Here is a 19,074-nt window from a genome sequence, read left to right on the forward strand (position 1 = left end):
ACGGATGCTTATGAACAGACAAGCTTAACGTTCGAATTTGGGGTTTGCTATGGTCTAGCTCGGCAATATTATGCGGTGGCACTGATTATCGACCTTGGGAAAGGTCAAGCTAAGTCGATACTTGAATGACATATTCCATTCAGACAAACTGTCACCATATATAAAAAAGTGGTGACGATTTGTCTGGCTCCGACTCCGCCCGATCTTCGAGGTCAGAACTCCAAAGCCTGTTCCGAGAGCACGGCGGCCAGCTCCGCCTGAGCGAGGCGCTGGCTCGCGGCTATAGTCGTTACCAGTTCTACCAGCTCCGGGACGAAGGGCTGATCGAGCCGTTCAGCCGTGGCCTCTACCGGCTGGCGGATCTGCCCCAGGTCGAAAACCCGGATCTGATGGCCGCCGCCACGCGTTTCCCCCATTCTGTACTTTGCCTGATTTCCGCGCTGGACTGGCACGGCATCACCACCCAGATTCCTCACCAGGTACATCTGGCTGTGGAACGGGATGCCCGCCTGCCGGTGCTGGACTATCCGCCGGTGGCAGGATACCGGTTCTCCGGGCGGGCTTTCAGTGCAGGCATTGACCGTGTGGACGTGGATGGCATCGTCCTCAACGTCTACAACCCTGAGAAAACCCTGGCGGACTGTTTCAAGTTCCGCAATCGCATCGGCATAGATGTTGTGCTGGAGGCCCTGGAGCTTTATCGCACCCGTAAAACCTTCCTACCGGGTAGACTAATGGAATACGCCAGAATCTGCCGGGTCGCCAATGTGATGGCGCCCTATCTGGAAGCCAAACGAGAGATGCCGGCCAAGGTCTTGTAGTAGTCTCTTGTCGATTGAGTAAAAAAGGAATATTTTATACTCATGGGCGTGTTTGAATTTGACGGAACCAAAAGCCAGGCCAACCTGGACAAGCACGGTATTGATTTCGTGGATGCCCAGCAGCTGTGGAAAGACCCGTATTTGCTGGAAGTAAAGGCAAAGTGCGTGGATGAGCCCCGATATCTGCTAATTGGCAAGATTGGGGACAAGCACTGGTCGGCCGTTGTGACTTACCGGGCGGGGCGTACTCGCCTGATTTCGGTCAGGCGTTCCCGCAAGAAAGAGGTTGAGCTTTATGAAAGCTAAAGATTTTGACAAGAAGTTTGATGAGGGCCAGGAAGATATTGTCGGGGATCTTGATCTGTCTTCTGCAAGGCGGGTGAATCAGGAACAAAAGCGAATCAATGTTGATTTTCCGGCCTGGGTCGTGGAGTCTCTGGACCGTGAGGCAGCACGTATTGGCGTTACCCGCCAATCGATTATCAAGGTCTGGCTGGTGGAGCGTTTACAGGCTGAGGCGGCTAATAAGCCGCTCAATTAAGACAATGCCAGTGGTGTTAACTAGCGGCAAATATTATTGGTGCCTCTCGTGAACCGTCAGTGTGGATAAAACTTCGTAGAAAACGTCATCATCGGTGCTAATCGTAATCCATGATGACGGGTGGCTCGACGTGGCGATAAACGCAGTGGTGTAGCCGTTTACAGTCGCAGAGAACCCATAGACTCCTTCGCCCAAATCCAGTTCTGTCACGTCACCAGAGGATTTTTGTGCTTCCTTGTAACCCTGTCTGACCTCCTCTAGTGCCGTTGAAAAGTCGGCGTTGGTTTCCATCGTCGCTACAGAGCCCACTAAATCCGAGCCGCGCCAAATCTGTGTTTCAGAAGGTTGGATATCGACAGTATCGAAATGTCTGCTATTGAACTCGAACGCAATACCATTGGAAGTGCGAAACTCGGTGGCTTGTTCATAAAGAGAAGCACAACCCGAGATCAGGCTGATCCAAAAAATCCCGCAAGCGATGAGCGCTTTCTTTGACTCGATGCCAAAGCAGTTCATAGGGCCGCCCCTGCTCTTCGTTCCTTGAAGCTCCAAAGCTGGTGCTCCGAGGACCCTCTGGTCTCCGGAGCACCTATTCCGCTCACTGCGAATACACTTACGCCTCGATTGGCGAACGCCAGTCATCAGCACCGGAAGTACCGGCAACGGCGTGCTCCCAGGTTACCTTGCGGTAGGACAGGGAAACGGTCACCAGCTGGGTGAAGTCGGCGTTGCCGGCATCCTGGCAGTGGGGCATGTTGCAGTTGATGTCGATGATGGTGGCATCTTCGAGGATGGTGGAGAAGAAGTGCTCCTGCTTGCCCTCAACGGAGGTGCGGTACCACTTCAGCTCGACCTTGGGCAGCATCTCGCCGGAGGCGAGGGCGTTGTACATCAGCGGGGTGGCCTTGTTCAGGGCGGAGGTGAACTTGAACGGCTTGTGCACGCGCTGACCGGATGGCTGACCGGACTGGGGATCGGTCGGTACGGTAACAACGTGGCTGAATTCCTGCACCAGCACTTCGTCTTCGTGGCCTTCCACGTAGATGTTACCGACAGAATCGGACGTGAATGCGCCGGCGGTGATGTTGCCCTGGGTCTGGCCTTCGATGCTGATATAACAAGGAGTTGGCATAGTCTGCTCCATGACTTGTGAATGAATAGTGTCCCCGGGTGTTCCCTGGACGCGGACTTTCATTACAAAGCCTGTGCCAGAAGAGGAAATAGTTTTTAAAACAGTGGGTTATCTTTTTTCTCGGAGATGTCCCCGGCGGGCCAGGCAACCGCGCGCCCGAACGCCGGGCGAAGGATTGCTGGTGGGGCAAAAACTTGCTCGGGCAATACCCGCTTCAGCCCAGGCCGAGGGCTGCCAGCAACGCCAGGAGCAATAACGCGGATACACCCTGCCAGAAGGCCACGGGATTGCGCTCCATTAACGGCGGCCGATGACGCTTGTGCCAGTCGACGGATGGGTGTCGCAGGTTGTACAGGTATTCCGAGAGCGCCGGGTAACGTCTGTGGGCCTGAGGGTGAACCGCTTTTTCAATTGTATCGTCGACCCAGGCGGGAAGATTCTCACGTAAGTGTCTCGCGGGCCGGTAGTTCAGCCCGCGAAGCTGGTTCCGGCTATGGATTTTCGGTACTTCCGCGCCATAGGGAAGCTGGCCGGTGAGCAACTGGTAGGTAATCACGCCCAGGGAGAACTGGTCTGATAGCCAGCTGCCGGGCTCGCCGAGAAAGGTCTCAGGGGCACTGTAAAGGGCGGCCCCCCGAGGAACCGCCTGTTCGCCGATCTCAGAGTCCTCAAGGCCGGCGACCCGGGTGGCACCGAAATCAATCAGCGTGACAGTGCCATGGGGATCCACCAGCACGTTTTCCGGCTTCAGGTCCTGGTGCACCATTTCAAGCCGGTGGAATGCCCTCAAGCCTTTACCAATCTGCTCAACGAGATCACGCACGGTATCAAGTGTCGGAGCCGGGTTGTCCAGCATCCATTGCCGCAAGGTACAGCCTTCCACGAACTCTGTGGCCTGGTAGAGAAAGCTGGGTCGTTGGCTGGACTGGAACGGTCTTGCGACATGAGCGCTGCTGATTCGCCTGGCAATCCACTGCTCGGTGGAAAACTGTTCCAGGTAGACCGGATCGTGTCTCTGTTCCAGTGAGGGCATCTTCAGCACCACCCGGGTATCGGTTTCCTCATCCACCGCCAGGTAGACATGGCTGCGGCTGCTGGCGTGAATCTGTCTCAGAATCCGGTAACCGTCCAGATGTTGGCCCGGCTGAAGTTCCGGCGCAAAGGGCAGCTGGGCCAGCTGGTGAAACAGCTCGCTGCTTTCCGGAACCGCGGGAACCGAGTTCACCCGGATGATCTGGGCGGTCAGGTTGTCATCACTGCCCTTTTCGAGGGCCTCGGCTGCCAACCGGCGGGCGGCAGCGTCCAGATCATCGCCAGATTCCCGGATGATACCGGCCACGGTTCGCTCATCCAGGTGCTCATGGATGCCGTCGGTCGTCAGCAAAAAGGTATCGCCGGGCTGGATCGGCAGGCTTCGATAATCGATATCCAGTTGATGGCCAATGCCCATGGCCCGGGTCAGGCAGCTCTCTTCCGGGGAGAGCCAGAGCCGGTGATCGGTGCTGAGCCGTTCAAGCTGGTCGTGGTGAACCCGGTAGATGCGGGTGTCGCCGATATGAAACAGATGTGCGGTGGCGGACCTGAGCACCATCACGCTCAGGGTACAGACATAGCCTCGGTCGCGGTCATAGCGGTATTGGCTTTGCCGGGTCTGGGCATGAAGCCAGGCATTGGTTGCGAGCAGCACCCGTTGGGCGGACTGTTTCACCGACCAGCTTTCCGGAGTGGAAAAGTAGTCGCTGAGGAAACCCGCGACGGCGGACTCGCTGGCAATCTGGCTGACATTGCTGGAGCTGATGCCGTCGGCGATGGCAACGGCGATGCCTTTGGTGATCAGCTGGTGGCCCTCTGGCGCCAGTAAACCGTGGAAGTCCTGGTTAACTGGTTTGACGCCAGCGTCGGAGTACTGGCCGGCGGAAATGGAAAGGGAGCTTGTCATTGAGAAGCGGCGTTTCCTCGATCAAAGAAAACGCAACTCCGGCTGGTGCGGCAGCCGGAGTTGCAGGAAGACCCGACTCAGTTGGTGCGGGCCAGGGCAGCGTCGTTGTAGGTTGCCGCAACCTTGCGCTTGGGCGCGGTGCGCACATGGGTGGTGTAGAGAGTCAGGCCGGTAAAGGCGAGGCCGCCCACCAGGTTACCCAGAACGGTGGGAATCTCGTTCCACCACAGGTAGTCCATCACCGAGAACTCGCCACCCATGATGATGGCAGACGGGAACAGGAACATGTTCACGATGGAGTGCTCGAAACCCATGAAGAAGAACAGCATGATAGGCATCCACATAGCCAGTACCTTGCCACTGACGCTGGTGGAAATCATGGCGCCAACCACGCCCATGGAGACCATCCAGTTGCACAGCATGCCGCGAATGAAAATGGTGGCCCAGCCGGCAGCACCGAACTCCGCGTAGCCAAGCGTGCGCGCTTCACCAACACTGGCGATCTTCGCGCCAACGGCACCGGGATCGGTATTGAAACCGTAGGTGAAGATAAACGCCATCATGAAGGCGACGGTCAGTGCGCCGCCCAGGTTGCCAAGGAATACCCAACCCCAGTTGCGCAGTATGGCTGCCGGGGTCACTCCGGGACGTTTATCAAGCAATGCAAGGGGCGTGAGCATGAACACGCCGGTCAGCAGGTCGAAGCCCATCAGGTAAAGCATGCAAAAGCCGATCGGGAACAGGATGGCGCCGATCAGGAACACGCCGGTCTCGACCGCTACGGTAATGGCAAACGCGGCAGCCAGCGCCAGAATGGCGCCCGCCATAAAGGCCCGAATCAGTGTGTCCCGCGTTGACATGTAGATCTTGGATTCGCCGGCGTCGACCATTTTGGTGACGAACTCCGAAGGCACGATGTAAGACATAATGTTTCCCCTGACTTCTCTCGGATGGCCGGACTTTTCAAGCGGCCAAAAAAAACGGCGGTACCCGGTGCCTGCAATTTGCAGGTGCGAGTAGACGCCGTCGTCTGAATGAATCTGTCGCTGTGAGCAGAACCGACATTGGTTCCGCTAACCGAGTGGTTGCAGAGACTGTGCCAGCTTGGCGGTCTTCCGGAAAAAATATTTGCAAATTAGAAGGTTAGCGTTCTGATAGGGGTGTCGCGCGAAGCGGGTGAGTAAGCGACTGTTGATTTCACGCACCCGATCGGTGCGTGAATGGTTAAGGCCGCTGCAACCTGGCGCAGCCATGGCGAGGCTCAGCGAAGGCTGAAGCGCACTGGCAAGGCGTAGCGGAATTTTTGTCCGGCAATCTCGTCGGGCACCTCAGGCAGAGGTGCTGCCTGCTCCAGCATGGCCAGTGCCGACTCGTCCAGAAGCTGGTGTCCGGAGCTGGTTCTCAGGCTGTGGGCGATCAGCGAGCCATCCCTCTGGAATTCGAACACTATGACAGGAGTGCCTTCCTGACCCAGGCGCCTTGCCCGTCGGGGATATTCATAATACCGGGCAAGGTGGCGGCTGAGTCTGGACAGGTAATTGTCCACTTCTGATTTGACGCCAGCGTTCTGCAATGGAACGGTCGCCTGCGATTGTTGCTCCGTTGCGGTTTCTGCCGGCTCACCGCTCGGTGCTTGCGCTTCGGCGGTCTCTGGCTCGGGCGTGGGTTCCGCTACCGGCTGAGGTTCCGGCGCTGGCTCAGGTTTCGGCTCAGGTTCAGGTTCAGGTTCAGGTTCAGGTTCTGGCTCTGGCTCTGGCTCCAGCTCTGGTTTTGGTTCTGGTTCTGGTTCTGGTACTGGTTTGGGTTCCGGTTGGGGTTCGGGTTCTGCCTTTGGCGCAGCCTCGGGTTTCGGCGCGGTTTCACCGGCCAGCTTTATGCGAATAGCGGGCGCCGTATTGACCGCGGATTCGCCCAAAGTGTTGAGCTCCACCGTCTTTTCGGGAGACGCGAACACCAGGGCGACAAGAGTGATCATGAATGCCAGCAGCAAGAGTGCCCACCGGAAGGGCGGTTGTTGCGGCATCATTGGCCAGGCTCCGTCAACAACAGAATATCCTTGTATCCGGCTTCCTCAAGCAACCGGAACAGTGTCTCCAGGTCCGCCATGGTGATTCGTTCTGCAGCGGCGATTTTCAGGGGCTGCTCTTCGCCAGGTTTTGGCAGTCTGGCAACCAGGGAGTCCCTGTCGAGTAGCTCGCCGTTCACTTTCCACTCGCCCTCGGCACTGACAATCATGTCTGCGTGGGGCGACTGCCGGTCCTCCGCCTGCTGCGTGGCAGGTAATTCCGGAAGTGGGTCATCGGTCAGTTGGCCGGCAACAATGAAAAACATGAGCAGCAGAAACACAAGGTTGATCAACGGCAGAAGTGCATCTTCCACACGTTCCATCAAGGTTTTGCCGGAGGTAAACGGAGGTGGAACCAGATCGCTCATGGTGTTGTTGCGTTCGTCCGCTTCCAGTGGCTGTCGATACCCTGGTCAACCAGGCTGCTGAGCACCCGGGTGAAGGCTCCCAGCGGTGTGTCGCCGGTTGTTGCGAGGTTTACTTCGGTAATACCGGCGTTGCCCAGCTCGGTCATGAGCTGGTCGAGGGCCATGGCCTGTCCCTGCCACTGCACCTTGCCATTGGCAGTCACTGTCAGCTCGGGCAGCGGCTCGCCAGTGATCGGGCTGCGGTTCGAGGTGTTGTTGGCCAGCTCCAGGTAATCCACGGGCAGTAGCCGGGTGGTCAGCATAAAGAACACCAGAAGTATGAACACCACATCAATCAGAGGCGTAATCCGGATCGGAATCGGACGACTTGGTCTCGGTTCAACCAGTTGCATGGGCGAATCGCTGACCCCGGACGGTTGAATAGCGATCAGGCTCCTCGCTGGCTGTCTCTGTATCAAGCTGTTGCGCCGGAGACTGGTACGACGTGTCTGCGGCCTCCAGAGTCTGCTCCGGCACGATATGCAGAACTGAAACCAGGGTGCTGTTGATGGTCTTGTGGATGCGGCGCAGACGGAACTCGATCCAGGCAGCCAGGGCGGCAAAGGGTATGGCGACAACCAGGCCCGCCGCCGTGGTGGTCAGCGCCTCATAGATGCCGCCACTGAGTTGAGTGGCGTTGGCCCGGCCTTCGGTAGCCGCCATGGCGCTGAAAGCTTCCATCATGCCGAGCACGGTTCCCAGCAGACCGAGCAGTGGCGCCAGGGCTGCGATGACTTCAATAATCTTGAGGGGTGCCTCGAACGGCTCGAGAGAATGTTGCGCATCCCGCGCGGCGGTTTCCCGAATCTGGCGATCATCCTGGCCGTTCTGAATGGCCTCAATCGTATCGGTGATGAGCCGCTGCAGCGGATTCATCTGCCGCCATCGTCCGGCCTGATGTCGAATCTCGGGCGGTCGGACTGACGCCGGATCCCTCTGCCAGTTCATTACGGTTTGTTTAAGCCGGCCAGACAAACGCGGTGCATAGAGGGCCCCGAGAAGCATCAGATACACGAAGGTAACGAAGCCAATGACGGCAAGCACCACCAGAACAATCATGACAGGGCCACCCATATCAATAAGTTGGGTGATCGGGCCGGCATTCAGGGGCAAAGCGAAGTCCGTCATGCGAAGAGTTCTCAATGTGCAAAAATGGAACTAAATAATAACGATTATCATTGAATTTGCAAGCATGTAACCTGACTTCGCAAAGCCCTCTGTTAGACTTGAGTTAAATGTAAGAGACGCAAAAGAAAGAGAAAACGGAGGTCAGATCATTACCGGTTGTCGAACCCGCTGCGGGGTCTGGAAGTCATGATGATCAGGAAATGGTTGGGTAGCCTGGCAAATCGGGCTGTTGCCCTGGTGGTTGTTGCGATCATCCTGACGGCCCTGCTGGTAACCGTTGCCGGTTTCCTGCTGAGCCGCTCCGAGCTGGAGCAGCAGGCCCGTAACCAGGTGGAAACGATTGCCACGCTTATTGCGGGGGAGCTGGACGACAAGCTGGCCCTGCGACTGGAGGCACTTAACCACGTAGCCCAGAATCTCACCATGTCCGGTGATGTTCTCAACACCAGGGCCCGGATCCTGATCCGCCGCCAAACCGCCCTGGAGCATCTGTTCGATGCGGTTTACCTGATCGATGAAAACGGTCTGGTCATAGCCGAGAATCCCGAAGATTACCGGCAGGCGGGACTGGATGTCAGTAACCGGGAGTATTTTCAGCGGATTTCCTCCACGCTCACCCCGGTGATCAGCGAGCCCTACATCTCTCACTATCAGGACAAGCCGGCGATCATGGTGGCTGCGCCGATTTTCGACCACCGCCAGCGTTTCATTGGTGTGATTGGTGGTGCCATCGCACTGGATGGCAACAATTTCCTGGATCAGTTCATCAATATCCGTATAGGAACGACCGGCTATCTCGGTGTGGCAACCCGCAGTGGTTTTGTGGTGGTTGACCAGCGGGACCACCAGCCCATGGCGCCGGTGAGGGTTGCGAATCCTGTACTTCGGGATGCGATGGAGGGGTTCGAGGGCACCTTGGAGACCCGTAACAGTAATGGTGAAAAAACCATCATGTCAGTGCAGCAGCTGACCCAGGTGCCCTGGTTTGTTTCCGCCTCCTGGCCTGCCCGGGAAGCCCTTGCGCCAATTACCCGCACGGTGGATGCCTTCGTTTGGATCCTGCTGCTGGTCATCTTGTTGATTGCGCCCGTGGCACTGTGGCGTTTCCGGCGACTGATGGCGCCGCTCAAGACACTGGGCATCCAGATCCGTGAGCGCCACCTGGGTATGCGTTCCGATCCGGTGGATGTCGCCGGGGGTAAGGAAATCCGCCAGGTTGCCGAGATCTTTAACACGGTGACCGATGAGCGTGATGAAGTTCTGGTGTCTCTGGCAGAAAGAGAGGCATTTTTCCGTTCCCTTACCCAAAGTGCGCCCATCGGTATTGTCCAGACCGACGTCTTGGGCCGTATCGAGTTTGCCAACCCGGCTTTCGAGGCGATCGTCGGCAAACCGGCGGAAGATCTCACATACAGTTACCTGGCCGATCGTGTGGACAATGCCGACCGGCAGGAGGCGATTGCCGGTTGGAAGAATGCGATCAGGAGCCAGAGCGTTTTCCGGGGCCGGTTGAGACTGGCGGCTCCGGATCGGGTGATCTGGGCCGATGTGATGACGGCGGCAATCCAGACGCCTGAAAAGGCTCTCGGCACCATCACGGTCGTTCGCGATATATCCCATGAGCTGGAAGTGGAAGAGGCACTCAAGACCGAGCAGCAGCGCGCGGAAACCATACTCCGCGTTCTTCAGGAAGGCGTCCTGATGGTCGATGTCGAGGGGGTTATCCGGTTTGCCAACGATGCTGCCTGCCGCCTGCTGGGCATTGAGGGCGAGTGCGTGCTTAGAAACTTCTTCCAGTTGGTTACCATCGAGACGGAAGAGCGGGAACTGACGGCACAGGAGTTCCTGTCCGGGGAGGACCTGGACAGCCTCTACGTCACCCTGCGGAACTCATTGGGCGTTCCCTTCCCCATAGACCTCACCATGCTGCACATTCGCCAGGGGCGAGAGGATGAGCGTCTGGTATTCGTGCTGAGGGACGACAGCGATCGCCGTCGTCAGGAAGAACGGCTGTCCTGGGAGGCGACCCACGACAGCCTGACCCATTTGCTGAATCGGCGCGCGTTCAATGCGTCGCTGGTCCGTTGCCTGGGCGAGGCCGGGCGCCAGGAAGTCCGTTCGGTATTGATGCTCATTGACCTGGACTACTTCAAACCGGTCAATGATGAGGGCGGCCACCTGCTCGGCGACGATCTGCTTAAACGGCTCGCCGAACTGTTCAAGGAATCGGTTCGCCAGTCCGATACCGTGGCCAGACTGGGTGGGGATGAGTTCGGTATTATTCTACCGGCTTGTGGCATGGCCAGGGCCCAGGCACTGGCGGAACGGATTCGCGCCGATGTTGAAGCGCTTCGGATCGAACATGACGGCCGGTCCTTCGGTGTTACCACGAGCATTGGGCTCACGGAACTGACACCGGAAGATAGCGGCCCGAGAGAGGTCATGGCACGGGCCGATGAGGGTAGCTACATCGCCAAATCCCGGGGGCGCAATACGGTTGTCGTCGTCCCGTCACCACCAGCCGGCTGAGACACTGGCCTGCCACAGCAGACGAATGGCCAGCGCGGTCAGCACGATATTAAAGATCAGTGTGAACTTATGGTTGCTCAGGGACTTCAGTACATGGAGTCCGAGCCAGGTGCCGGCAAAGCCGCAGATGATCATGGCAATTATGAATGGCAGCCATTCGAAGAAGATGAATCCGGCGGCTCCGAATACGAGCGCCTTGGGGGCGTGCTGCAGCGTCATGGCCGTGGCGAAGGTGGCCACCGTTTTGAATCTGTCGTTATGGATCTGCTTGATGAACGCAGCGACCAGAGGCCCGGTGGCGCCCACGAACAGGCTGACAAAACTGGTCAAGGCCGACGCCACAAACACGCCCGGAGCCCCGAACGCGCCTTTTGGCAGAGCCGGCCCCCAGCAAAGGTAGAGAACGAACAGGGCGATGGTCAGCTGCCAGATATGGGCCGGAAGATTCACCAGCAACCAGGCGCCCAGGGCCGCGCCTACCATGACGCCGGGCAGGAACGCGGCAATAACCCGCCAGTCCACGTGTCGCCAGGTCAGTGCTGCCCGACCAACATTGGAACCCAGCTGGATCATGCCGTGAACCGGAATAATGGCGGCGGGCGGCATCCAGCTGGCCATAAGTACCAGCAGCAGAACCCCGCCACCCGCGCCGAGACTGGCAGTGATCATCGAGGTGATGGTGGAACTGGCTAGCAGGAAAACGGCGACTGGAAGGCTCAGGCTTTCGGGTATCAGTTGGTGGAGTACTTCCATTCGCAGAATTCCGTTGATTTCAGTTTGGCCGTGCGACACAGGGCCTCGGTTGCCAGTTGAACGTCGGCCACATAGTAGAGCGACGCAAGACCGAGGCGGTCCCGCCCCAGATTGTGAAAAATCAGGCCGAAGGCAATATCGCCGGCGGTAAAGCGTTCATGGTTGGCGGCAAAATACTCTGCTGGTTGCGACAGCACTGGATCGTCCAACAACGCCTGAACCCGTCCGGCGCCGCCATGATACGCCTGAACCAATAGAAGGGTGAACAGACGGTCCCTCTTGGCTTCTGGCAGATGACCAAACCGTTGCTCGAAAACCGGTGCCAGATTGCGGGCATTCTGGTTCATCAGCCGCAGGGCGCAGTCGATCTGTGCCAGCCGATGCCAGAAATTGTTGGGGGCAATCTGGCAGTCGGACAGAGCTGCAGGTGACAGCTGCAGGATGCCCCTGGCGTTTGCCCGGGAATGGGCTCTTGCCTGTGCGCCACTCTCAATCAGGATCTGGCCCGCCAGGTAGCGGGGCAAGGCTTGTGGCAGAGTCAGGCGGTTCTGACTGCTGCGGTGCTCGTACACGTAGATCAGTGCATCATGAAGGCTTTCCGGAGCACTGCTGTCGGCAAAATTGAGGTCGTCCCAGGCGCCCCAGATCCGGTCCGCCGGCAGGGTGCCAAGATACCGCGCAACGGCCTCGTCGACGTTCACATGGGGTTGGTCGCAGGAAAGGGCGAACGGATAGCCGGTCTGGCCGGTCTCGCCGGCAACCCAGTCTTCCACCTTGTCATTCTCATACAGTGATTTTCGGGTGGTGTTCAGCAGGCGCTGGGTGGCCTCGCGGTCTTCGCCATCACTGATCCAGGCCAGAAAGCGCCCCCGCATATCGTAGAGGACGTGGCGCTCGGCACTGGCGCAATAGCCGGATTCTTTTAATACCCAGCGCCGGATGGTGAGGATGTTTTCAAATACCCCCTGGCTGACCCAGTAGGGCGAGGACCGGACCACGCGAGTCCAGTCGCTGTCTTCACTGGCCGCTGGCGGCGGGTCCTGGGCGGCAACGGCAACCGGCGCTGCCAGGATGAAAATCACGGCAAGCTGGCGTAAGCTCTTGAGAATTCTGACCATAGACGATATACCCGTGACCTTCCTCAAAACAGAATAACAAAGGGAACCTGCCGTGAAGCAATCTGAATATCTTCGTTACGATGCTACCGCACTCGCTGATCTTGTCCGTCGGGGTGAGGTCACTTCAAGGGAAGTATGCGAGGCAGCGGTTGAGCGGGCAACCCGCGTGAACAGCACACTTAATGCGATCTGCTATCCGCAGTTCTCCGAGGCGCCAGCACAGCACTTCCCCGAGCAGGCGGTTTTTGCCGGCGTGCCCCTGCTGCTCAAGGACCTCGCCCAGGAGCAGGCGGGTCACCCGTGTACCTACGGCAGCCGGGGGCTGATAAAGAATATTGCGCCCCAGGATTCGGAATTTGTCCGCCGGGCACGGGACGGTGGGCTGGTTTTCCTGGGGCGAACCGCCACGCCGGAGTTTGGTCTGAAAGCGGTGACCGAGTCTGAGCTCTGGGGGCCAACCCGCAACCCCTGGAACACGGAGCTGACCCCGGGTGGCTCAAGTGGCGGTTCCGGCGCGGCGGTGGCGGCCGGCATTGTACCCATGGCCGGCGCCAACGATGGCGGCGGCTCCATCCGCATTCCCGCAGCCTACAATGGCCTGTTTGGCCTCAAGCCGTCCCGGGGACGCATTTCCTCAGGCCCCTTTATGGGTGAAGCCTGGACCGGTGCGTCTACCGACCATGTGGTCAGCCGGACGGTGAGAGACAGTGCGGCGATGCTGGATGTGCTCAGTGGGCCGGCTCCGGGCGACCCGTTCGAGATTCCCGGGCCGTCTGCGGCCTACTCCGAGCTCATGCAGCGGTCTCCGGGCAAGCTAAGAATCGGCGTGTTCACGTCTTCACCCTACAATACGGAGGTAGCACCGGAGTGCGTTGCAGCCGTGGAGGAAACGGCCCGGGTTCTCGAGAATCTGGGTCACAGGGTTGAGTATGCTGCGCCGGAATTCGACGGCATGGCCCTGGCCCGCTGCTACCTCGGCCTGTATTTCGGTGAAGTGTCGGCGCTGATGGCGAAGGCGAAAGAGCAGTTCGGCGCCACCGACAGCGATTTCGAACTGGATACCCGGCTGATCGGCATGCTTGGTGAGACGATGCCGCTGTCCGACTATGTCCGGCGGCGCCAGCAGTGGAACGAGTTTGCCAGGGCGCTGGGTGCATTTTTCGGGAGTTACGATCTCTACCTCAGCCCGACCACCGGGCAGTTGCCGGCCGCCATCGGCGAACTGGAAACGCCGGCCCACCTCAAGTTCGCTGCCCGCCTGATGCTGAAATTGAAGGCCGGCAAACTGGTTCATCGTACTGGCCAGGTGGATCAGATGGCCCTGGAAAGCCTGGCCCGGACGCCGTTTACCCAGTTGGCAAACCTGACCGGGACACCTGCCATGTCGGTACCGATGCACTGGACTGCCGAAGGGTTACCGGTCGGGGTCCAGTTTGGCGGTCCCCACGGCGCAGAAGCGACTCTCCTTCAGTTGGCGGGCCAACTGGAAGAGGCCAATCCCTGGTTCAGCAACTACGAAAAGCTTGAGGGCGCGTTTTGAGTTATCCGGGGTTGTGATCCGGCTGGGGAAACTCCACGTTTATCTTTGTAGCCGGAACAGGCTATGCTGTTAGTCAGGAAGACCCCTTCTTCCTGAACGACCCTGATGGCATCGAGGAGGCGAGCGTATTATGAACCAACCGATGGCAATCGACGAACTGGTATCAGTAGCACAGGCCGAGGCCATGGGGGAGTTAGACGCCCCTATGATGGCCATCGTACTGTCCAGCGAACAAAGCTATGACTTGCCCATCAATTCCCTTGAAACCGATGCCGACAAGGCCCGCTGGGGGTTGATCCTCCGCGCCGCCCGCGAGCATGTTGAAGCGGATGCCGTGGCCGTGCTGTACCCGGCCTGGACTACCATCCGTCACAAGAAACCTGAAGTGGAAGCCGAAGCGGCCTCAGAGGCAGTCGAGGAAGAAACCGAGGGTGCAGACGATTCAGACGGCCCCATCGACACCCTGTTCGTGCAACTGCACACCCGGGATCACGTTTATTGGCGGGGTTTTGAACAGATTCGGGATCCCAAACATCAGCGTATCATCGGCTTCCGCCGGATCAAGGCGCTGTCCACCGATTATAAACGGGACGAAGCACCCTCCGTAGCCTCCTGGCTGAGCACCCTGTTCGAGCCGTTGCCGGAAGAAGGCGAAGAGACTAACGTAGATCGCGAGCTGGCCGACCTGCTGGAAGAGCCGGAAGTCAGCGCCGCACTTTACCCGCGCCAGATGCGGGCCCTGCACTGAAGAAGAACTGACAGCCGGAACCAGTGGCTCCGGCTGTCAGTGGGTGGACATCAGGGTCAAGCACAGCTGCGCGTTTTGAATAAAGTGGCCGAATGCTGACAGCTGCTCTTTCGAGGGCGTGTAGGTCCCGGCTGCATTGTCGGCGTAAAACAGACCGATAAGGCGTCCATTGGCCTTGATCGGGCCGATCAAGGCCGGCACTTTGCCGAGCCAGCGATCGTAGGGCACTCCCTCGGCGTTCGGTTTGGGCTCGAAGATGCTGCAGTGTGCATGGGGCAGAAGCGAACCCAATGGTCCGGTGCCGTCCTTCCGAATCACAAAGTGCTGGCGCCATTCCTCCGTGCCGCGACCGCCGAGTTTCCGGGGCACCAGTTCGTTGCCAGTGCGGTCACTCATTAACAGGGCGACCCGCTGCATACCAATTGCCCGGTGTATTCCTTCGATGACCAGCTGACAGACTTCGTTGATGTCCGGTTTCTCCGCCAGGCACTGGCTCAGTTCACGCAGGATCTCCAACTGAAGTTCCGGATCCATGTCCGGAGCCTGTGCTCCGGCGTCGCCTGATTTGCCGTCGGCGCCAGGCATCATGGCGGTGACCTGAGGGATGCCGAGAGAAACGGCCACCCGGGTGGCTTCCGAGGCGTTCACCTTGAGTTGATCGCGGACCACGGCCGGGCTCTCACCGATGTCCTTGCCCAGACGCTCCAATACCTTGTCCATGTCCGGGCCGCTCCAGCCCTGTTCGGACAACCGGGCCATCTCCACGGAATTCCGCACCAGGCTTGAGGCCGTGGAATTGGCCTGCCCCGGCGAGACAACATCCTTGATAAAGGGCCCCAGGGACCAGGCATCCACAAGCCCCCGGGTGATTTCCGTAAAGGTTGAGTGCAGCACGGCCTTCTGCGCCTCAACCGGTGGCTCATCAAGGCGCAGGCGTTCCTCCAGTTCTGTCGCCTGGTCGGTCTCGCAGGACCAGAACGCCAGCTCGCCAATGTTCATCAACAATGCTCCGATAAACACCTCTTCCAGCGCCGTCTCGTTGCGTCTGGGCATCAGGCACCGGGCCTGAACCGCGGCGTGGATCGCCCGGGCCAGGCAGCGCAACAGGTGGGGGCGGTCGTTGCGTTTCAGCAGAGCATCGACGATCAGTGAGGAGATGGCCATGGATTTCACCGCGTCAAAGCCGATCAGGGTGATTGCGCGGCTTACCGTGCTGACCTGGGTCCGGGTCTGGTTATAGAACACGGTATTGGACAGCCGCAGCACCTGGGAGGTGAGCTGAGCATCGTTGAGAATGACGTTGGCAAGCTCATTAACCGTGCTGTTCTTGCTGTCGGTCAGCTCATTGATGCGCCGAAGCGTATTGGCCAGTACCGGCAGCTCGACTTTGCTGAGGTAGGTAACCCATGCCTGGGTAGAGTTCATCCTTGAGGGCGTTGGTTGTTTTTCGTTGGTCACGTTAGTGAGTCTCTGGGCAGCGCGTCTCTGGAAGAGCTCCGGGGAAACGTAAGGTTCTTTTGCTTTCCAAGTTTAGTTCACCAGGCTGCGCGGTGTCAGGTAACCGTTTGTGTAAGGATATCTACCCACACTGAGAATCATTCCGGAATTCGGGTTTGCCGACCGTTTGGGCTATAATCGCCGGTTTTAACGCTGCACCCACAAGGCGCTGACCGTGATTGTATTTGACCAGGTACAGAAGTCGTATCAGGTAGGCGGCCGGGCGATCCCCGCGCTTCACCCCACTGATATGACCATTGAAACCGGCGAGGTGTTCGGCATCGTAGGCCATTCCGGCGCCGGTAAATCGACGCTGGTGCGTCTGATCAACCTGCTGGAACCACCCACTGGCGGCCGTATTCTGATCGACGGCGAGAACATCACCGACTACGACGCTGCCGAGCTTCGCGCCTTTCGCCGCAAAGTGGGAATGATCTTCCAGCACTTTAACCTGTTGTCGTCGAAAACCGTGGCGGACAACATTGCCTTCCCCATGAAGCTTGCGGGCATCTACTCGAAGGCCGAGATCCGGGATCGGGTTCAGGAGCTGCTGGCTCGGGTCAGCCTCACAGACCACGCTAACAAATACCCGTCGCAGCTCTCTGGCGGCCAGAAGCAGCGAGTGGGCATCGCACGGGCTCTCGCCTGTCGACCTACTATCCTTCTTTGCGACGAGGCTACCAGCGCCCTGGATCCGCAGACCACCCAGTCGGTGCTGAAGCTGCTGGCCGATATCAACCGGGAACTGGGCCTGACCATCGTACTGATCACCCATGAAATGGACGTGGTGCGCCGGGTCTGCGACCGCGTGGCCGTGATGGACGCTGGTGAAGTGGTTGAAATGGGCCCGGTCAGCGAAGTGTTCCTGCATCCGAAACACCCGACCACACGGGACTTCGTGTTCGAAAGCGAGAGCATTGACCGGGACGAACTTCAGGAAGACCTGAGCAAGGCCAACGGCCGGATCCTCCGCCTGACCTTCAAGGGCGAATCCACCTACAAGCCGCTGCTGGGCAGCGTCGCCCGGGAGTCTGGCGTGGATTTCAGCATCCTTTCCGGCCGTATCGACCACATTAAGGACACCCCCTACGGCCAGCTGACCCTGTCACTGGTGGGCGGTGATCTCGAGGTGGCCATGGAGGCGCTGAAAGCTGCCGACGTTCACGTGGAGGTACTGCGCTGATGGAAGCCCTGTTAAGCAATGTAGACTGGACCGAAATCGGCTGGGCCAGCTGGGATACCCTGGTGATGGTGGGCATGTCCCTGCTGTTCAGCGTCCTGATCGGTCTGCCCACCGGCGTGCTGCTGTTCCTCTTCGGCAAACGCCAGCTGCTGGAACAGCCGGTGGCCTATGCGGTGCTGTCGTTCGTGGTGAACGTACTCCGTTCCGTGCCGTTCATCATCCTGCTGATCGTTATGATTCCCTTTACCGTAATGCTGATCGGCACGTCGCTGGGCGTAGCCGGTGCGATTCCGCCCTTGGTGGCTGGCGGCGCGCCGTTCTTTGCGAGACTGGTCGAAACCTCTCTGCGGGAAGTGGACCGCGGCATCATCGAGGCCACACAGGCGATGGGTGCCAGCGTTAAACAGATCATCTTTGGTGCACTGTTACCGGAAGCGCTGCCAGGCATCATCGCGGGTATCACCGTTACCGCGATCACTCTGGTTTCCTACGCGGCCATGTCCGGCGTTATTGGTGGTGGTGGCCTTGGTGACCTGGCCATCCGCTTCGGCTATCAACGATTCCAGACCGACGTAATGGTTATTACGGTGGCTTTACTGGTCATTTTCGTACAGGTATTGCAGATGGTCGGTGACCGTCTGGTCCTGTACTTCAGCAGAAAGTAGAAAAGCTGATATAGGCCGGTGGTCAGTCGGAGTCCCCTTCCGAAAACGTGGAGCGCCAGGGATGGCGCGACCGAGCCCTACATGGACGTATTCACGGGCGTTTTTCGGAAGGGGACTCCGACTGACCACCGGCCGTACTGCATAGCTAAGTCCAATTTATTCAAAGCGTTTAATAGGAGAATCGATCTATGAATCTGAAGAAAACACTCGCAGCACTGGCTGTAGCAGCTACGTTCTCCGGCGCCGTTGCTGCCGAAGAACTCTCTGTAGCTGCCACACCGGTTCCCCACGCAGAAATCCTGGAATTCGTAAAGCCACAGCTGGCCGAGCAGGGCGTGGAGCTGGACGTGAAGGTATTCACCGATTACATCCAGCCGAACATCCAGGTCGACCAGAAGCGGATGGACGCCAACTTCTTCCAGCACCAGCCGTACCTGGATGAATTCAACGAAGGCCGTGGCACCAACCTGGTGACCGTGACCGGCGTTCATGTTGAGCCGTTTGGCGCCTACTCCAGCAAGATTGATTCCCTGGACGAGCTGGAAGAAGGTGCCGTGGTTGCCATTCCGAACGACCCCACCAACGGTGGCCGAGCGCTGCTGCTCCTGCAGAAGGCCGGCGTGATTACCCTGAAGGATGAAAGCAAGATCACAGCGACACCCCGTGATATTGCCGATAACCCGAAGAATCTGGACTTCAAGGAGCTGGAAGCAGCCACATTGCCGCGGATCCTTAATCAGGTAGACATTGCGCTGATCAATACCAACTATGCCTTGGAAGCGGGTCTTAACCCGACTGAAGATGCACTGGTGATTGAGGGTTCAGATTCGCCCTACGTAAACATCCTGGTAGCCCGTCCCGACAACAAGGACAGCGAAGCCATGCAGAAGCTGGCCGAGGCCCTGAAGTCTGATGCGGTTCGCGACTTCATCATGGAGAAGTATGAGGGTGCCGTTGTTCCGGCATTCTGATTACTGAGGTATCGGGGCCGGGTGAAAGCATTCATCT

At 58.6% G+C, this 19,074-nt stretch carries 20 protein-coding genes; 9 read left to right on the forward strand and 11 right to left on the reverse strand.

Features of this window, described 5'->3' with window-relative positions; translation table 11 throughout:
* The first annotated feature begins 179 nt into the window (after window positions 1–179).
* From SIC15_RS00935 to brnA, 3 genes are read left to right on the forward strand one after another with little or no spacing between them, the layout of a single operon-like run.
* Window positions 180–821: a type IV toxin-antitoxin system AbiEi family antitoxin domain-containing protein gene (locus tag SIC15_RS00935; protein ID WP_291905238.1), complete on the forward strand. Its 642-nt coding sequence runs from the start codon at window positions 180–182 to the stop codon at window positions 819–821.
* A 42-nt stretch (window positions 822–863) separates the two neighbouring features.
* The gene (locus tag SIC15_RS00940) at window positions 864–1,127 is read left to right on the forward strand and encodes a BrnT family toxin (protein WP_412536885.1); all 264 of its coding nucleotides are present in this window, start codon (window positions 864–866) and stop codon (window positions 1,125–1,127) included.
* Window positions 1,117–1,362: a type II toxin-antitoxin system BrnA family antitoxin gene (brnA, locus tag SIC15_RS00945; protein WP_136630415.1), complete on the forward strand. Its 246-nt coding sequence runs from the start codon at window positions 1,117–1,119 to the stop codon at window positions 1,360–1,362. Before SIC15_RS00940 ends, brnA begins: the two co-directional genes overlap by 11 nt.
* Window positions 1,363–1,395: 33 nt before the next feature.
* Here brnA and SIC15_RS00950 read toward each other — a convergent pair whose 3' ends face one another.
* The 8 genes from SIC15_RS00950 to SIC15_RS00985 all read right to left on the reverse strand — a co-directional run bounded on the left by SIC15_RS00950 (window position 1,396) and on the right by SIC15_RS00985 (window position 8,033).
* A complete protein-coding gene (locus tag SIC15_RS00950) occupies window positions 1,396–1,878 on the reverse strand; it encodes a hypothetical protein (RefSeq protein ID WP_412536886.1) in 483 nt (160 codons plus the stop codon).
* A gap of 97 nt (window positions 1,879–1,975) precedes the next feature.
* Window positions 1,976–2,494, reverse strand: coding sequence for an Hcp family type VI secretion system effector (locus tag SIC15_RS00955; RefSeq protein ID WP_008176957.1), 519 nt, complete (start codon window positions 2,492–2,494; stop codon window positions 1,976–1,978).
* A gap of 214 nt (window positions 2,495–2,708) precedes the next feature.
* Window positions 2,709–4,433, reverse strand: coding sequence for a bifunctional protein-serine/threonine kinase/phosphatase (locus tag SIC15_RS00960; protein WP_136630413.1), 1,725 nt, complete (start codon window positions 4,431–4,433; stop codon window positions 2,709–2,711).
* 77 nt (window positions 4,434–4,510) lie between these two features.
* A complete protein-coding gene (locus tag SIC15_RS00965; RefSeq protein WP_412536887.1) occupies window positions 4,511–5,359 on the reverse strand; it encodes a formate/nitrite transporter family protein in 849 nt (282 codons plus the stop codon).
* Between the two features lie 335 nt (window positions 5,360–5,694).
* Window positions 5,695–6,459, reverse strand: a complete 765-nt coding sequence (locus SIC15_RS00970; protein WP_153634232.1) for an energy transducer TonB — start codon at window positions 6,457–6,459, stop codon at window positions 5,695–5,697.
* Window positions 6,456–6,866 carry an ExbD/TolR family protein gene (locus SIC15_RS00975; RefSeq protein WP_136630411.1) on the reverse strand — a complete coding sequence of 137 codons (411 nt, stop codon included), beginning with the start codon at window positions 6,864–6,866 and terminating at the stop codon, window positions 6,456–6,458. Before SIC15_RS00975 ends, SIC15_RS00970 begins: the two co-directional genes overlap by 4 nt.
* Window positions 6,863–7,258: an ExbD/TolR family protein gene (locus tag SIC15_RS00980; RefSeq protein ID WP_008176970.1), complete on the reverse strand. Its 396-nt coding sequence runs from the start codon at window positions 7,256–7,258 to the stop codon at window positions 6,863–6,865. The genes SIC15_RS00975 and SIC15_RS00980 overlap by 4 nt, the downstream gene beginning before the upstream one ends.
* A complete protein-coding gene (locus SIC15_RS00985; protein WP_291905261.1) occupies window positions 7,245–8,033 on the reverse strand; it encodes a MotA/TolQ/ExbB proton channel family protein in 789 nt (262 codons plus the stop codon). Before SIC15_RS00985 ends, SIC15_RS00980 begins: the two co-directional genes overlap by 14 nt.
* A gap of 186 nt (window positions 8,034–8,219) precedes the next feature.
* Between SIC15_RS00985 and SIC15_RS00990 the strand changes: the two genes are divergently transcribed.
* Window positions 8,220–10,562, forward strand: coding sequence for a GGDEF domain-containing protein (locus SIC15_RS00990; protein ID WP_412536888.1), 2,343 nt, complete (start codon window positions 8,220–8,222; stop codon window positions 10,560–10,562).
* On the opposite strand, the gene SIC15_RS00995 is transcribed toward SIC15_RS00990, so the two are convergent.
* Window positions 10,545–11,315 (reverse strand): sulfite exporter TauE/SafE family protein, encoded by a 771-nt coding sequence (locus tag SIC15_RS00995; protein ID WP_053113583.1) that lies wholly within the window; start codon window positions 11,313–11,315, stop codon window positions 10,545–10,547. The genes SIC15_RS00990 and SIC15_RS00995 overlap by 18 nt on opposite strands.
* Window positions 11,294–12,433, reverse strand: a complete 1,140-nt coding sequence (locus SIC15_RS01000; RefSeq protein ID WP_069182571.1) for a hypothetical protein — start codon at window positions 12,431–12,433, stop codon at window positions 11,294–11,296. The genes SIC15_RS00995 and SIC15_RS01000 overlap by 22 nt, the downstream gene beginning before the upstream one ends.
* 52 nt (window positions 12,434–12,485) lie before the next feature.
* Between SIC15_RS01000 and SIC15_RS01005 the strand changes: the two genes are divergently transcribed.
* Entirely contained in the window at window positions 12,486–13,973 is a 1,488-nt protein-coding gene (locus tag SIC15_RS01005; RefSeq protein WP_412536889.1) for an amidase, read from the forward strand.
* Window positions 13,974–14,103: 130 nt separating this feature from the next.
* Entirely contained in the window at window positions 14,104–14,721 is a 618-nt protein-coding gene (locus SIC15_RS01010; protein ID WP_412536890.1) for a hypothetical protein, read from the forward strand.
* A 36-nt stretch (window positions 14,722–14,757) separates the two neighbouring features.
* Here the strand turns inward: SIC15_RS01010 and SIC15_RS01015 are convergent, their stop codons facing one another.
* Complete coding sequence (locus tag SIC15_RS01015) at window positions 14,758–16,179, reverse strand: HDOD domain-containing protein (RefSeq protein WP_153634239.1); 1,422 nt, start codon at window positions 16,177–16,179, stop codon at window positions 14,758–14,760.
* Between the two features lie 214 nt (window positions 16,180–16,393).
* Here SIC15_RS01015 and SIC15_RS01020 point away from each other — a divergent pair, with 214 nt between their 5' ends.
* From SIC15_RS01020 to SIC15_RS01030, 3 genes are all read left to right on the forward strand, one after another.
* On the forward strand, window positions 16,394–17,401 hold the full coding sequence (locus SIC15_RS01020; RefSeq protein ID WP_291905293.1) for a methionine ABC transporter ATP-binding protein: 1,008 nt from the start codon (window positions 16,394–16,396) through the stop codon (window positions 17,399–17,401).
* On the forward strand, window positions 17,401–18,066 hold the full coding sequence (locus SIC15_RS01025) for a methionine ABC transporter permease (RefSeq protein WP_412536891.1): 666 nt from the start codon (window positions 17,401–17,403) through the stop codon (window positions 18,064–18,066). Before SIC15_RS01020 ends, SIC15_RS01025 begins: the two co-directional genes overlap by 1 nt.
* A 188-nt stretch (window positions 18,067–18,254) precedes the next feature.
* A complete protein-coding gene (locus SIC15_RS01030) occupies window positions 18,255–19,037 on the forward strand; it encodes a MetQ/NlpA family ABC transporter substrate-binding protein (protein WP_412536892.1) in 783 nt (260 codons plus the stop codon).
* Window positions 19,038–19,074 lie beyond the last annotated feature (37 nt).

It is taken from the genome of Marinobacter sp. MIT932201 (assembly GCF_047123295.1).
Lineage (GTDB): Bacteria > Pseudomonadota > Gammaproteobacteria > Pseudomonadales > Oleiphilaceae > Marinobacter > Marinobacter salsuginis.